We start from the raw sequence: 14,843 nt of genomic DNA on the forward strand, positions 1-14,843 counted from the left end.
GCCCGCAACCGGCCTGTACCGGCCGTGGGGTGTGATTCACGACTGGTTATTCGGAGCATCACGGTGAATGGATTGCAGTCGAAACCGAATGGTTACCTGGAGCCGGAACAGCTATCGGACCGCGGTGTCCGATTTCCGGCACGCTGATGACGCAGAGACGCGGAAGATCGCTTCACTTCTCCCCCGGCGGGACCGGGCGCTGCCTAGATACTACGCACAAAGAGCCGGGCATGTTTACCCTCCGAAACCGAAAAATAAACAAGGTGCAAACCGGAAGAACCGCCGACAGCCCAGGCGTTATCACAGACTCGCCGGTGACGACGAGAATCCGGGCCGGCGGTCAGCCGGACACGGGCGCCGTGGGGGTCTCGGCCGGCCCGCGAGCGGTTCGCCGCCGCACGATCGAGAGCACCACACCGGCCGCCGTCACGAACACGGCGACCAACTCCGGCCAGGGCCCCAGCACCGTCGCCGGGGTGTGCGAATCACGCAGCGGCACCTCGGCGACCAGCGCCTCGGGGGTGAACAGCGCGCTCTCCTGCCGCACCGTGCCGTCCGCGGCGATGAGCGCGCTGACCCCCGAGGTGGCGGCCACGACCAGCGAGCGCCCGTGTTCGACAGCCCGCACCCTGGACATCGCCAGTTGCTGGTAAGTCATTTCACTATTGCCGAAAGTCGCATTGTTCGTAGGGACCGCGAGCAATTGCGCTCCGGAGTGCAACGAATCTCGGAAAGCCCGGTCGAAAGCGACCTCGTAACAGGTTGCCACCCCGATTTCCGTACCTGCGGCCCGAATTGTTCCGTCTCCGTGACCCGGGACGAAGTATCCCGCCCTGTCCGCATAGTCCGAAAAGAGCCGGAAGAATCCGCGCATCGGCAGGTATTCACCGAAAGGCTGTACTATTTTTTTGTCGTGACGGTCCCCCGGGCCGCTTTCCGCGGTCCACACCATCACCGAATTCGTGGTGGTGCCGTCCCCGTTGACCAGCACAGCTCCCACCAGAATCGGTGCCGAGATCCGCCGGGCCGCCGCCGAGATGAGCGCGGATGCGTCGGAATTGCGCAACGGGTCGATATCGGAGGAGTTTTCGGGCCACACCACCACATCCGGGGCCGGAAACAGACCGCTCGCCACCTCATCGGCCAGTTGTTCGGTCCGGCGGACATGATTGTCGAGCACGGCCCGACGCTGCGCATTGAAATCGAGGCCGAGACGGGGCACGCTGCCCTGGATGGCGGCCACGGTGATCGTCCGGTCTCCTTCGAGCGGACCGGGCAGTGTCGCCCCGAGCCCGAACCCGGCCGCGGCGAGTAACACACAGGTCGCCGCGGCGGCCGCCGTCGCCACCCGGCCCCCGCGCGCCGCGGCACCCTCGCTCGTCGAACCGGCGTGGCTGTCGGCGGTCGCTTCCTCGGCACTGCCCGGGGCGGTGCTCCCGCCGGCACGACCCGCCGCCCCCGGCACAGTACTCACCGCCGCCCGGCGCGAACCTGCCCGGCGGAGCACTCCGAGAACCACGGCGGCCCCGCAGGTACCGCTCAGCGCAACGACGAAGCTCACCAGCGGCGCACCACCATAGGCGGCCAGCGGCAGGAACCAGCCGTCGGCCTGGCCGAAGGCCAATCGCCCCCAGGGGAACCCCCCGAACGGGAAACTCGACCGGCCCCATTCGGCCGCCGTCCAGGCCAGGGCGAGCCACAGCGGCCATCCCGGCAGCCGCCCGAGTATCCGGCCGAGCACCCCGAACAGGCCCAGGTACACCGCGCACGCGGTGGACAGCGCGAGCCACGGCAGCGGACCCACATAGATCCCGGTCCACGGCAGCAGCGGAAGGAAGAAACCGAGTCCGGCGAGGAAGCCGTAGCCGAACCCGGCCCGCAGGCGGGGCCCGCTGCGCACCACCAGGGTCAACAGCGCGATCCCGGCGGGCGCGAGGAACCACCACGGCCGCGGCGGGAAGCTGCCGAACAGCAGGACACCGGCGAACACCGCGGCCACCGACCGCACCACCACCGGGTAGCGGGCGAGCCCGCCGGTCCACCGGATCGCCGGCCCGTCACCCTGGTTCACTGCTGCATCCTGTTCCGCTCGGGCCGAGATCACGCCTGGTAGATGGGGACACCGTCGCGCACGGTGCGCAGGCAGCGCGGCAGGTCGGCGTCCGGGGTCAGCGACGGCAGGCCGGGAACCCGGGAGCGGGGGTCGGTGGACCAGCGCTGGACCGTATCGGTGGGCGCGGCGACCACCAGCTCACCGGCCTCCCATACCGCGTACGACGCGGGCGCCCCGGGCACCAGGGTTCCGGCGACGCCGTCGCGCACGCCGCCGGCCCGCCACGCGCCGCGGGTGGCGGCGGCGAAGGCGGCCCGCGGGGAGAGACCGTGCCCGGGGGTGCGGTGGTGCACGGCCGCGCGGACCGCCGCCCACGGGTCGAGCGCGGTCACCGGCGCGTCCGAGCCGATGGCCAGCGAGACACCGGCCGCGGCCATGGCGGCGAACGGGTTCAGGGCCGCGGCGCGGGTGGCACCGAGTCGTTCGGCGTACATCCCGTCGGGTCCGCCCCAGGCGGAGTCGAACCCGGGTTGCACACTGGCGATCACACCCCAGGCGGCGAGGGCCTCGATCTGTGCCGCGTCGAGCAGTTCCGCGTGCTCCACCCGGTGGCCACGCGCGGCCACGGCCGGACCACCGAGTTCGGCGACCACCTGCCCGAACCCGGCCACCACCGCGTCGAGCGCCCCGTCGCCGATGGCGTGGAAACCCGCTTGGACGCCCGCCTCGGTACAGGCCCGCACATGGGCGGCGATATCCCCGGCGTCCAGATAGGAGACCCCGGTCCCGGGGTCGTCGGCGTACGGGTCGCGCAACCGAGCGGTATGCGAGCCGATGGACCCGTCCACGAACAGGTCACCGGCGAGCCCGTGCGCCCCGAGGTCGGACAGCAGCGTGCGCGCCTCGTCCGCGGTGCGCACCGCCTGACCCCAGTAGGCCCGCACCTGCACACCGTGCTCGAAGCCGAGCAGTTCGCGCAGATCGGTTTCTCCTTCTATATCGGGACCCGCGCATTCGTGCACGGCCGCCACCCCGTGTGCGGCCGCGGCGTCCAGCGCGGTCCGCCGGGCCGCGTCCCGCTGTTCCCGGGTGAGCCGGGCCCGGGCCGCGGCCCGTACGAGATGGTGGGCCGCCGCCCGCACCGGTTCCCCCGAGGTGAACCCGGACGCGGAACTCAGTCCCGGCACCTCGTCCAGCAGCGCCGAGGAGGCCACCGCGGAATGCGCGTCCACCCGCGCCAGATACACCGCTTGCCCGGGCCGGGCGGCGGCGTCCACTTCGGCGACCGTCGGCGGCCGGCCCTCCGGCCAGCGGGTCTCGTCCCAGCCGTCGGCGAGAATCGCGCCGTCCGGGTGGCGGGCGGCGTATTCGGCGACCAGTTCCAGGCAGTGGGTGAGCGAACGGGCCGCGGCGAGGTCGAGGCCCGCGAGTTGCAGGCCGAGCGCGGTGGTGTGCAGGTGCGGTTCCACAAAAGCGGGGGTCACCAAGGCGCCGTCGAGCTCGACTACCTCGGCGTCCGGATGCAGGGCACGCCCCACATGGTCGGCGCCGAGCCATACGACGACGCCGTCGGTCACCGCCAGGGCGGTGGCATCGGGCGCACTCGAACTGTAGATCCGGCCTCCGACCAGCAGCTGCGTACTCACGGGAGTCCAGTCTGCCGCACCGCCGCCCGGGTCGCGCGGGCCGGTCCGGGCGCGAGCGGGCGCGGCAGGCCCGCGGCGGCGCCGGATCACCCGGACCGGGGTGGACATGGCGGTGGTCGCCCCGGTCCCGGCCAGGGCGATCGCCACGGGTCGGGGACAGCTGTGTCAGCTGAATCCGCACCGGGCCCGTGCGGTCCCGTACCACCATGAGACCGGGTCGATCACCCGGATCGCCGACAAGTCTCTCGGCGATCCCGATCGGCCGGTCGTCGGTACCTGCCCGGTCCGCCGCGAATTACGCTGACTCCATGACCAACACGCTCGGTGCGGTCGGTACCGCCGACTACGTTCTGCTCACCACCTTCCGCAAGGACGGCACTGCGGTGCCGACACCCCTGTGGGCGGTGGCCGAGGAAGACAAGCTCTACGTCTGGACCGTCACCGACAGCTGGAAGGTGAAAAGGCTGCGGCGCAACCCGGAGGTGACGCTGCAGCCCTGTGATTACAAGGGCACCCCGCGCGGTGAGGTCGTCCACGGCACCGGCCGGGTCCTCGATGCCGATGGCAGCGCGCGGGTCCGCCGCCTGATCCGCCGCAAGTACCGGCTCACCGGGCCCCTGGTGGTGTTCGGCAGTGTTCTGCGCCGCGGGAAGTCGGGCACCGTCGGCATCGAACTCACTCCACGGACCGAGCCGGCCACCGCGGAATAACGGCCACCGTCCGGATCCGGCCGGGGCGAGATTTCCAACGAGCGGCCCGCCGGATCCGTACGCGGCGTAACCCACCGCTCATCGTCGACGGTGCCGGCGCCCGCCCGCGGCACGACGTGGTGACCGCTCGCGCGCCGGGCGACCTTCCCCTACCGAAGGGCCGTCTCGGCCTCGGACCTCACCGCGCGTGAAGGAGCAAACGACCTCACCGATCCCCAGCAGCCCGGGAAACCGGGCAGTGCGAACGGAACCCGCAGATCGCCGCTCCGGCGTGCCAAGTCAATCCGCTTGTGGCCGCAGCCATTCTTCGAGGTCGTCTGCCGCGCCGAGCTCAGCGGCGAGTTCCGTCCGTTCGGCCTCGGTCAATCCGAGCGCCACCAGGTCGGCGCGGCGCTGGGTGGCCTTGTCCGGGTTTCCGCGCGCGATCGCGAGCTCGGCCAGCGCCGCCAGGGCGCGCGCCCGGTCCAGCACACCGGCCGCCGCGCCGTGGCGGCGCAGCCCGGACTCGAGCGCTCGTTCGGCGGCCTTGTCGTCGTTCTTGGAATCGCGCAGGATCCGCGCATTGTCGAGAACTCGGGCAAGACCGGTCAGTTTCGCCGATCCGCCGTACTCGAGTTCCGCCGGCTCCGTTCGCGCGATATAGATCACTCGGTTGCCGTCCGGGTCGATGAGGCTGAACCTGGTCTGGCCGGCGCGGAAACGAGTGATCCGCCCTGGCCCCTGCGTGGGCATCCGCCCGAACCGTTCCCGTAGCGCAGCGCTGAAGTGGCGATGCCGCTCCGCGACGTCGTCGACCATGACCAGACAACCCGCCTCCTCCCTGGCCGCGTGTCCCGCGGGAGCGGAGGTGAAGTGGAGGTCGCAATCGTGCGCCGAGATCGCGCCGTAGACATACGGCCTCGTCTGTTCGTAGGTGACCGTGTAACCGAGCGCCCGGTAGAAGTCGAGCGTGCGAGCCAGATCATGTGTGGGCAGCACCGGTACCGCGGTATCTCCCATGAGAATCCTCCCAATAGTCAATTTTGACTACCCGAGGCTAAGTCGTTCGACGATCGGAAGTCAAATTTGAGTACCGTACTGTTCCGGTGACGGAAGGAGCGACGATGGCGGCGGTACGGTTGCTGGTTCTCGGGGTGACACGGCGGCAGCAGCCGACCCACGGTTACGCGGTGCGCCGCGAATTGCTGTCCTGGCGCGCTGATACCTGGACCAATGTGCAGCCCGGCTCCATCTATCACGCCGTGAAACAACTCACCCAGGAGGGAAAGCTGCGCACCCTGGGCACCGAGGACGGCGGCCGGGGGCCGGGCCGGACCCTGTTCGAACTCACCCCCGCCGGCGAAGTGGAGTTCCTGGAGCGGATGGACGAGGCGCTGACCAGCGCGGACATGGAAGAACTCGGTGCCGGGATCGCGTTCATGGATGCCCTGCCGCGCGCCCATGTGATCGCGAAACTACGCGAACAACGCGAGGGCAGCCGCGCGATCCGCGACGACCTGCGGGCCATGGTCGGCGACCATCCGGGCCGCTACGAGCCCCCGCACGCCACCGATCTGCTCGAACTGTGGAGCGGGGTCTTCGACAATCTCACCGGCTGGACCGCCGGTGTGCTGGACCGGCTGGAACGAGGCGAGTACCGGATGGCCGACGATTCCTAGATCCGGTGCTGTTCCGCCGGTGGAAGCCGCTTTTCCAGGATGCTGCTCGATTGCGGCCGCTCGTCGGTGTACCACTCGCTCACCACGACACCGTCCACGACATCGGCATCGATCACCGTGGGCCGGTACGGCGCGGCCGCGGCGATCTTCGCGACCCGGCGCGCGGCCAGGGAGGCCAGTACCGGGCGGAACAGCGCGCGGGTCGGCGGGATGAGCATCAGCAGCCCCACCACCGAGGTGACCAGACCGGGCACGAACATCAGCAGGCTGCCCGCGCCCACCAGCGCACCGTCGGCGACCGCGGCACCCGGGGTGATCTCGCCGCGCGAGGCGCGGCGGAACTGTTCCCCCACTCGGCGCCACTGCGAACCGAGCAGCAGTATGCCCGCGGCGGAGCTGGCCATGAGCAACAGGATGGCGGGAACGGCACCGAGCCAGGTGACGGCGGCGGCGAAGACGGCGATCTCGACGACGAGATAGACGAGGAAACCGAGGACGGGCATGGGCGAACCTTTCGGTCGGACTGCCCGTACAACGAACGAGATGTCCGATTTGCTCCCGATGCCGGGGATTGCACGGCTGGCCTCGGGCACCGTCGCCTGGATAACCTCCGTTACTCGCACCCGAGCGGGCCGAAGCAGGTCCCGCTTGCTCAGCCGCCCGGACGCACCACGCCGGTCTCATAGGCCAGCACCACCGCCTGCACCCGGTCACGCAGGCCCAGTTTGGTCAAGACCCGGCCGACGTGGGTCTTCACCGTGGCCTCGGACAGGAACAGCTGGCCCGCGATCTCGGCATTGGACCGCCCGGCGGCGATCTGTTCGAGTACTTCGCGTTCGCGAGCGGTCAGCACCTCGAGGATTCCGGGGTCGCGCGAGGGCGTGGGTTCTTCGGCGATCAGCCGGTCGAGGAGACGTTTGGTGACCTTCGGCGACACCACCGCGTCCCCGGCCGCGACGCTGCGGATGGCCGAGATCAGGTCTTCGGGCGGGGTGTCCTTGAGCAGGAACCCGCTCGCGCCGGCGCGTAGCGCGCCCAAGGCGTGTTCATCGAGGTCGAAGGTCGTCATCACCAGGACCCGGCTCCCATGATCGGCCTCGAGGATGCGCCCGGTGGCGGTAACGCCGTCCACGACCGGCATCCGGACGTCCATGAGCACCACGTCGGGGGTCAGTTCGGCGGCCCGGGCGACCGCGGTGGCGCCGTTATCGGCTTCGCCGACCACCTCGATATCGGGGTGTGCGCCGAGCACCATCTTGAGTCCTACGCGCATGAGTTCCTGGTCGTCCACAACGAGCACGGTGATCGGCACGGATTCCAATGTAGTGGCGGCCACCGCCTACTCCCGATCCGGTGCGGACAGCGGAATCCGCGCGTACACCCGCCAGGCGCCGTCGGTCCGGCGCCCGGCCTCGAGGCTGCCGCCGAGTACCGCCATCCGTTCACGCATCCCGGCCAGGCCCAGGCCGCTGCCCTGGATCCGGTCCTCGGGCCGCACCGGGACCCCGCCGGAGTCGACGACCTCCACCTCGATGTGGTCGGCGTGCCGGTGCACCCGCACCCACGCCTTCGGGTGGGCGCCGGCGTGCCGGAGGGTGTTGGTCAGCGCCTCCTGCACGATGCGGTGCGTACCCAGACTGATCTCGGGCGCGACACCGTCCAGTTCACCGGCCAGTTCCAGCTCGACCGCCAGGCCCGCGTCCCGCATCAGCTGCACCACCGCCGCGAGCCCCGCCGTCCCGTGCTGGGGGACTTCGTCGGGGGCGTGTTCGGTGCGCAGCAGCGCGACGGTGCGGCGGAGTTCGCGCAGTGCTTCGCGCCCGGTCCCGGCAATGGTGACCAGCGCCTGTTCGGTGGTATCCGGGTCGGTGCGCAGGGCGAAGCGCGCGCCGTCGGCCTGGACGATCATCACACTCACCGCGTGTGCGACCACATCGTGCAGTTCCCGGGCGATCCGGGTGCGCTCGGCCGAGACCGCGTCGTGCGCACGGCGTTCCCGGTCGGAGTCGGCGACGGCCAGCCGGGCCGCCACCTCGGCGTCGTAGGCACGGCGGGCGCCGGTGAACTCGCCCAGCGCCCAGCACAGGGCGAAGAACACCGAGACGAACGCGAGATCCCCGGCCCGGAATCCGCTCAGCAGCGCCATCCCGTACGCGGTATCGGCGACCAGTGCCAGCACGTACCAGAGTCCCGAGCGCCGACCGACATAGGCGACCAGCGTATACAGCATGACGCCGTGGCCGATCAGCGCGGCGTGCCCGGTGGGATCGCCGACGATATAGCCGATGGTGCTGGCGCAGATCGACAGCGCCATGAAGGTCACCGCCATTGCCCGCGGATAAATGCGGCGCAGCACGATCGGGAGCGGGATGAGCACCGAGAACACCACGAAGGCGGCGAGGTCGGTGCTGTCGCGGGCCATGGTGAGGTCGAAGACAAGCAGCGCCGCCGCGAGCGCGGAGTCCGCGACGACGGGGTTGTCTCGAAGCCACAGAATGAACCGGCGCACCCGCCCAGCCTAGAAGGACGGCCCCGGTGGGATGGCGTGAGCGGTGATCTCGGCCTACGGACATTCTGGTTTGCTGAGCGGGTGGATGTGACCGACTGGCTGATGCTACTGCCGGCCGCGGCCGCCGCCGGCTGGGTGGACGCCGTGGTGGGTGGTGGCGGTCTGATCGTGCTGCCGACCCTGCTGCTGGTGGCCCCCGGCCTCGCCCCGCAGACGGCACTGGGCACCAACAAACTGGCGGCGGTCGCGGGCACGGCCACGGCGGCGGCCACCTTCGCCCGGAAGGTTCCGCTCCAGTGGCGGCTGCTGATACCCGCCGCCGTGCTGGCGGCGATCACCGCGGCGGCGGGCGCGGCGGCGGTGGCGCTCATCGACCGGGAGCTGTTCATCCCGATCGTGCTGGTGGTGCTGATCGGGGTGGCGATCTTCGTCACGGCCCGGCCCTCGATCGGGATCACCCTGGCCACCCATCCCCCGTCGCGGCGCAAGGTCGTTCTGGTGGTGGCGCTGGCCGCGGGTCTGGTCGGCGCCTACGACGGACTACTCGGTCCCGGCACCGGAACCTTCCTGATCATCACGTTCGCCACCCTGCTCGGCACCGAGTTCGTCCGGGCGGCGGCGATGGCGAAGGTGATCAACTGCGGCTCGAATATCGGGGCGCTGATCTATTTCGGTGCCACCGGGCATGTGCTGTGGGCGCTGGGCGCGGCGATGGCGCTGGCCAATATCGCGGGCGCCGTGCTGGGTTCGCGAATGGCGCTGGACCGCGGCGCGGAGTTCGTCCGCGCGGTGCTGCTGGTGGTCGTGGTCGCCATGGTGATCCGGCTGGGCTGGCAGCAGTTCGGTTGAGCGTATCGCCCGTGATCCGGCACAGCGGACTAAGTTGTGCAGGGTGACGGCGACAACCTCTATCGAATCGGGCGGCCTACCGTCCGGGCACGATATCGATCCGGAGTTCGCGAACCTGCCGCTGGCCGCGCTGGCGGAGTCGGCTCTCGCCACGGCCCGCGCGGCCGGGGCCGAGCACGCCGATCTGCGGGTGCACCGATTGTGTACGCAGACACTGCGGTTACGCGACGGCCGGGTGGAGGCACTGACCGATACCGTCGAACTCGGGTTCGCGGTCCGCGTCATCGTCGACGGCACCTGGGGTTTCGCCTCGCACGCGGCGCTGACCCGGGAGACCGCGGCCGAGGTCGCGCGGTCCGCGGTGGCCGTGGCGACCACCCTGCGCGACCTGAACCGGGAACGCGTCGAACTCGCCGCCGAACCCCGCTACGACAACGCCCGCTGGATCTCCGACTACGGGATCGATCCGTTCACCGTGGTCTCGGCCGACAAAGTGGCTCTGCTCCAAGAGTATTCGGGCCGGCTGACCGCCGCCGACGGCGTCGACCACGTCACCGCGTCACTCCTCCAGGTCAAGGAACAGACCTACTACGCGGACACCGCCGGTTCCTCGATCATCCAGCAGCGGGTGCGCCTGCACCCGGAACTGGAGGCGATCACCGTCGACACCGCCTCGGGCTCGTTCGAGACCATGCGCACCCTGGCGCCCCCGGTCGGCCGCGGCTGGGAGTATGTCACCGGCGCCGACGGGGTCTGGGACTGGGATACCGAACTGGCCCGGATCCCGGAATGGCTGGCCGAGAAGGTGAAGGCGCCGACCGTCACCCCGGGCCCGACCGATCTGGTCATCGACCCCACCAACCTGTGGCTCACCATCCACGAATCCATCGGTCACGCCACCGAGTACGACCGCGCGATCGGCTACGAATCGGCCTACGCCGGGACCTCGTTCGCGACCCCGGATCTGCTGGGCACGCTGCGCTACGGCACCCCGGTCATGCACGTCACCGCCGACCGGGTCCAGCCGCACGGGCTGGCCACCGTCGGCTACGACGACGACGGAGTGGCCGGTCAGCGCTGGGATCTGGTGCGCGACGGGGTACTGGTGGGCTATCAGCTCGACCGGGTGTTCGCGCCGCGGCTGGGCCTGGACCGCTCCAACGGCTGTTCCTACGCCGATTCCCCCCACCATGTACCGATCCAGCGGATGGCCAATGTCTCGCTACAGCCCGATCCCGATACCGATACCAGTACCGCCGAACTGATCTCGCGGGTCGCCGACGGCATCTATATCGTCGGCGACAAGAGCTGGTCGATCGATATGCAACGCTACAACTTCCAGTTCACCGGGCAGCGTTTCTTCCGGATCCGCAACGGTGAGCTGGCCGGCCAGCTGCGCGATGTCGCCTATCAGGCGACCACCACGGATTTCTGGGGTTCGATGGAGGCGGTCGGCGGACCGTCGACCTGGCAGCTGGGCGGCGCGTTCACCTGCGGTAAGGCGCAGCCCGGCCAGGTCGCGGCGGTCAGTCACGGCTGCCCGTCGGTACTGGTGCGCGGCGTGAACGTCCTCAACACCCGGACGGAGGCAGGACGATGACGGTGATCGGTGCGGGTGTGCTGCCCGCGGGTGCGGTGGTCGAGCGGGCCCTCGGCGCGTCCCGGGCCGACGAGGCGATCGTGATCGTCAGCGACGAGTACGAGGCCTCGCTGCGCTGGGCCGGCAACTCGATGACCACCAACGGCGCCTCCGTCTCGCGGCGCTGGTCGGTGGTTTCGGTGTTCCGGGACGGCCCGCGTTCGGCGCGCGTCGGCAGCGTGGTCTCGACCAGTGTCGACCCCGCCGATATCGAGGCCGTGGTGCGGGCGAGTGAGGAGGCCGCCCGATCCGCCGAACCGGCCCGCGACGCCATGCCGCTGCTGGACGCGGAGGCGGTTCCGGCGGCACCGGATTGGGAGCAGGCTCCGGCCGTCACCGGGATCGATGTGTTTACCGGGCTCGCCGCCGATCTGGCCACCGGTTTCGACGGCGGCGACCGGCTCTACGGTTTCGCGCACCATCAGGTACAGACCACCTGGCTCGGCACCTCCACCGGTGTCCGGCGCCGCTACACCCAGCCCACCGGGTCGATCGAGATCAACGGTAAGCGCGGCGACGGGGCGGACCTGGCCAGTGCCTGGGTGGGCGCGGGCACCGCCGATTTCACCGATGTGGACACCCCCGGTCTGCTGGCGGAGCTGTCCCGGCGGCTGGACTGGTCTGCCCGGCGGGTGGAACTGCCCGCCGGGCGGTACGAAACCCTGCTGCCGCCGTCGGCGGTCGCGGACCTCCTCATCTATATGTACTGGTCCATGGAGGGCCGGGGCGCGCAGGAGGGACACACCGCGTTCGCGGCCGCGGGCGGTACCCGGGTCGGTGAGAAGCTCACCGATATCCCGCTGACCCTCTTCTCCGATCCCGCGGCGCCCGGATTGCAGTGCCTGCCGTTCGTGGCCACCCCGGCCTCATCGGAGACGGTGTCGGTCTTCGACAACGGGCTGCCCGCGCCCCGGGTGGACTGGTTGCGCGACGGCACGATCGCCGATCTGGTGTATCCACGCGCCACCGCCGCCGACTACGCCGCCTCCCCCACCGTCCCGGTGCAGAACCTGCTGCTCACCGGCGGTTCCGCGACAACACTGGACGAGATGATCGCGCGCACCGAACGCGGTCTGCTGCTCACCACCCTCTGGTACATCCGCGAGGTCGACCCGGCCATCCTGCTGCTCACCGGTCTCACTCGCGACGGCGTGTACCTGGTCGAGAACGGGGAGGTCACCGCGGCGGTGAACAACTTCCGGTTCAACGAGAGCCCGCTGGACCTGCTGCGCCGGGTCACCGAGGCCGGGGCCACCGAACTCACGCTGCCGCGAGAATGGAAGGACTGGTTCACCCGCACGGCCATGCCGCCGCTGCGGATCCCGGACTTCCACATGTCGTCGGTGAGCCGGGCGACCTGAACCGGGACCAGCGAGTCGCTCCCGGGACTTCGCGCCACCCCGGCACCGGGCGAGCCTCGCGTCGGCGGACGTGAAGCCGAGAGGGTGGCGCCTCGGCGCTGACCGGGCATGTTCTCGGCGGCAAGAACGATGCTGTGCGCCGCACCCACCGCCGGCGACCCGTCTCACCACAGTCGCGAGTGATCCGAGCTTTGTTCGCTGTGGCCAGAGGATTGCGGCTGGTCGGCCACTGCCTGCCCTATCGGGCGCACGACCGGCCCGGGTCGGCACGAGGACGCCGGAAGGCATTCGAGTGAACACCGGTGTGTAGCTGGTCTTTCCGATAAATTGTGGAGATTCCCCGCCCAGTAGTCGAGTTCGGGTGGGATCGGTACCGAGAGGGGCGATTCTGGTGGGGCCGGAGATCATGGCGGCGGCGATGGCTGCAGCATCGGCGGTATCGGCCGGTCTGGCGGCAGGGGCGGGCGAGACGGCGAGACTGGCAGTGTGCGACGCATACCAGAGAGTGAAAGACCTGCTGGGGCAGCGGTACTCATCGGTGGATGTAGCGATCGTCGAGGCCCGCCCACAGGCCCCGGCGCGTCAGGTGGTGCTGGCCGAGGAATTGGCGGCCGCGGGCGCGGGCACTGATCCGGAGCTGGCGGAGGCGGTGCAAATTCTGCTCGGGGTGATCGAGCAGCATTCGCCCGAGGCCGCCGAGTTGGTTGGTGTGCGACTGGAGCGGGTCGAGGCCGGCCGAGTCGAGGTCCGGGGGATCCGGGCCGCAGGCGCCAGCGGCGTGATCGCGAAAGAGGTGAAGGTCGCCGGGGATTTCTCCGTGACCGATGTGCAGGTGGTCTCGGAGCCGCCGGACCCTCGTTAGGCGCGGCAGCGACCCCTGGACCAGCACTTGCCGCGCCTGTTGTGTTCTCGGCCGCAGGGGTGGAGGTCGGCGGCGATTTCCACACCCAGTTCACCACCCGGGTGGTGCAGCCGCCCGCGGAAGCCTTCCGGCCGATAGCCCAGCTCGAGGCTCCACCCGGGATCGACAATCTGGAGGCGTGGCCGGGCTGGTTCGTAGGCCGCGAGTCCGAGTTGGCCCGGCTGGACGCCGCCGTCACCGCCGGCGGGCCGGTGGTCGTTGCCGCGGTGCACGGGCTGGGCGGTATCGGCAAATCCAGCCTCGCTGCCTACTGGGCAGGCACCCGCCCACACGGGTGCGCGCCGATCGTGTGGATCCGCGCGGATTCCTCGGAAGGAGTCGAGCGGGGGCTGGCCGGGTTCGCGGCCCGGCTGCAGCCCGCACTCGCCGAGGCGTTGACCGTCGAAGACCTGGCCGAGCAGGGGGTGCAGTGGCTGGCCACCCACACCGGCTGGTTGCTGATCCTCGACAATGTCGAGAACCCGGCCGATATCGCCGCAATACTGGCGCGAGCCCGCACCGGGCGGGTCCTGATCACCGGCCGCTTGTCGGTGCCGTGGCAGCCCGGAACGGTGGTGATCTCGCTGGACGTCCTCGCCGCCGCCGAAGCCGAACAGCTACTCGTCGCGTTGATCACCGCCGCCGGACCACGCGATCTCGAGGGAGCCGCGCAATTGTGCGAGAGACTCGGGTATCTGCCATTGGCAATCGAGCAGGCCGGGGCATATCTGGCACAACAACGGTTCACCACCCCCCACGCCTATCTGCAACTGCTCGAAAACCAACCCGGCCCCACCCTCGACCGTGTCGCGGCCGGCACCGACCCGCAACGCACGATTGCCCGGATCTGGCGGGTCACCTTGGACCGCATCGCCGAGACCGACCCCGCCGCGGTGGAACTGCTCCGCACTCTGGCCTGGTACGCCCCCGACAACATTCCACTCATCCTGTGCCGTGCAATGGCGGACCAGACCACTGTGGATGCCGCGCTCGGGGTACTGGCGGCCTACAACATGATCACCCCGGACCCTGGAAATGCCGGGCTGTCGATCCACCGGCTGGTTCAAACCGTGGCCCGCACTCCCGATTACACCGATCCGTACCGCGGCGCCGCAGCGATCGAACGAGCCCACACCCGCGCCGCCGGGAGCCTGCATGCTGTCCTGCCCGACTATCAGGACCCGGGCACCTGGCCGACCTGGCGAGCCCTGCTGCCCCACATCGACGCCCTCATCGACCACTCCACCTCCCGCGACGGGTCCGCCACCGCCACGATCACGATGATCCGCAGTTACGCCGGGTTGTTCCTGCTCGACCAAGGCATGCACACCAGCGCCCTGCCCCACTATCAACAAGCCGTCACCGACTTCGAACGGATCCTGGGCCCCGACCACCCCGACACCCTGGCCGCCCGCAACAACCTCGCCCACGCCTACGAATCGGCGGGCCGAGTCGCCGAGGCGATCCCCCTCTACGAACAAACCCTCACCGACTCCGAGCGCGTCCTGGACCCGGAC

General features: G+C 70.0%; 13 protein-coding genes. 7 read left to right on the forward strand and 6 right to left on the reverse strand.

Annotation, left to right across the window (positions count from 1 at the left end; all coding sequences use genetic code 11):
* Positions 1–340: 340 nt before the first annotated feature.
* Positions 341–2,071 (reverse strand): apolipoprotein N-acyltransferase, encoded by a 1,731-nt coding sequence (lnt, locus tag AB0H42_RS18415; protein WP_357057180.1) that lies wholly within the window; start codon positions 2,069–2,071, stop codon positions 341–343.
* A gap of 29 nt (positions 2,072–2,100) precedes the next feature.
* On the reverse strand, positions 2,101–3,699 hold the full coding sequence (locus AB0H42_RS18420; protein ID WP_357057309.1) for an amidohydrolase family protein: 1,599 nt from the start codon (positions 3,697–3,699) through the stop codon (positions 2,101–2,103).
* A 308-nt stretch (positions 3,700–4,007) separates the two neighbouring features.
* Between AB0H42_RS18420 and AB0H42_RS18425 the strand changes: the two genes are divergently transcribed.
* The gene (locus AB0H42_RS18425; protein ID WP_357057182.1) at positions 4,008–4,409 is read left to right on the forward strand and encodes a PPOX class F420-dependent oxidoreductase; all 402 of its coding nucleotides are present in this window, start codon (positions 4,008–4,010) and stop codon (positions 4,407–4,409) included.
* A 279-nt stretch (positions 4,410–4,688) separates the two neighbouring features.
* Here the strand turns inward: AB0H42_RS18425 and AB0H42_RS18430 are convergent, their stop codons facing one another.
* On the reverse strand, positions 4,689–5,408 hold the full coding sequence (locus AB0H42_RS18430; RefSeq protein WP_357057184.1) for a VOC family protein: 720 nt from the start codon (positions 5,406–5,408) through the stop codon (positions 4,689–4,691).
* 104 nt (positions 5,409–5,512) lie between these two features.
* Between AB0H42_RS18430 and AB0H42_RS18435 the strand changes: the two genes are divergently transcribed.
* Entirely contained in the window at positions 5,513–6,067 is a 555-nt protein-coding gene (locus tag AB0H42_RS18435) for a PadR family transcriptional regulator (RefSeq protein ID WP_357057186.1), read from the forward strand.
* Here the strand turns inward: AB0H42_RS18435 and AB0H42_RS18440 are convergent.
* The 3 genes from AB0H42_RS18440 to AB0H42_RS18450 all read right to left on the reverse strand — a co-directional run bounded on the left by AB0H42_RS18440 (position 6,064) and on the right by AB0H42_RS18450 (position 8,576).
* Positions 6,064–6,570 (reverse strand): FxsA family protein, encoded by a 507-nt coding sequence (locus tag AB0H42_RS18440; protein WP_357057188.1) that lies wholly within the window; start codon positions 6,568–6,570, stop codon positions 6,064–6,066. The two genes, AB0H42_RS18435 and AB0H42_RS18440, sit on opposite strands and share 4 nt — an antisense overlap.
* A 149-nt stretch (positions 6,571–6,719) precedes the next feature.
* Entirely contained in the window at positions 6,720–7,379 is a 660-nt protein-coding gene (locus AB0H42_RS18445; RefSeq protein ID WP_357057190.1) for a response regulator transcription factor, read from the reverse strand.
* Positions 7,380–7,406: 27 nt separating this feature from the next.
* On the reverse strand, positions 7,407–8,576 hold the full coding sequence (locus AB0H42_RS18450; protein WP_357057192.1) for a histidine kinase: 1,170 nt from the start codon (positions 8,574–8,576) through the stop codon (positions 7,407–7,409).
* Positions 8,577–8,657: 81 nt separating this feature from the next.
* On the opposite strand from AB0H42_RS18450, the gene AB0H42_RS18455 reads away from it, so the two are divergent.
* The 5 genes from AB0H42_RS18455 to AB0H42_RS18475 form a co-directional block, all read left to right on the forward strand.
* Positions 8,658–9,425: a TSUP family transporter gene (locus AB0H42_RS18455; protein ID WP_357057194.1), complete on the forward strand. Its 768-nt coding sequence runs from the start codon at positions 8,658–8,660 to the stop codon at positions 9,423–9,425.
* A 94-nt stretch (positions 9,426–9,519) separates the two neighbouring features.
* Complete coding sequence (locus AB0H42_RS18460) at positions 9,520–11,025, forward strand: TldD/PmbA family protein (RefSeq protein ID WP_357057311.1); 1,506 nt, start codon at positions 9,520–9,522, stop codon at positions 11,023–11,025.
* A complete protein-coding gene (locus AB0H42_RS18465) occupies positions 11,022–12,425 on the forward strand; it encodes a TldD/PmbA family protein (RefSeq protein WP_357057196.1) in 1,404 nt (467 codons plus the stop codon). The genes AB0H42_RS18460 and AB0H42_RS18465 overlap by 4 nt, the downstream gene beginning before the upstream one ends.
* Positions 12,426–12,843: 418 nt before the next feature.
* Positions 12,844–13,287: a hypothetical protein gene (locus AB0H42_RS18470; RefSeq protein WP_357057198.1), complete on the forward strand. Its 444-nt coding sequence runs from the start codon at positions 12,844–12,846 to the stop codon at positions 13,285–13,287.
* Positions 13,288–13,328: 41 nt separating this feature from the next.
* The coding region (locus AB0H42_RS18475; protein ID WP_357057200.1) for a tetratricopeptide repeat protein at positions 13,329–14,843 on the forward strand (1,515 nt) is incomplete at its 3' end.

The organism is Nocardia sp. NPDC050799, from assembly GCF_040654015.1.
GTDB lineage: Bacteria > Actinomycetota > Actinomycetes > Mycobacteriales > Mycobacteriaceae > Nocardia.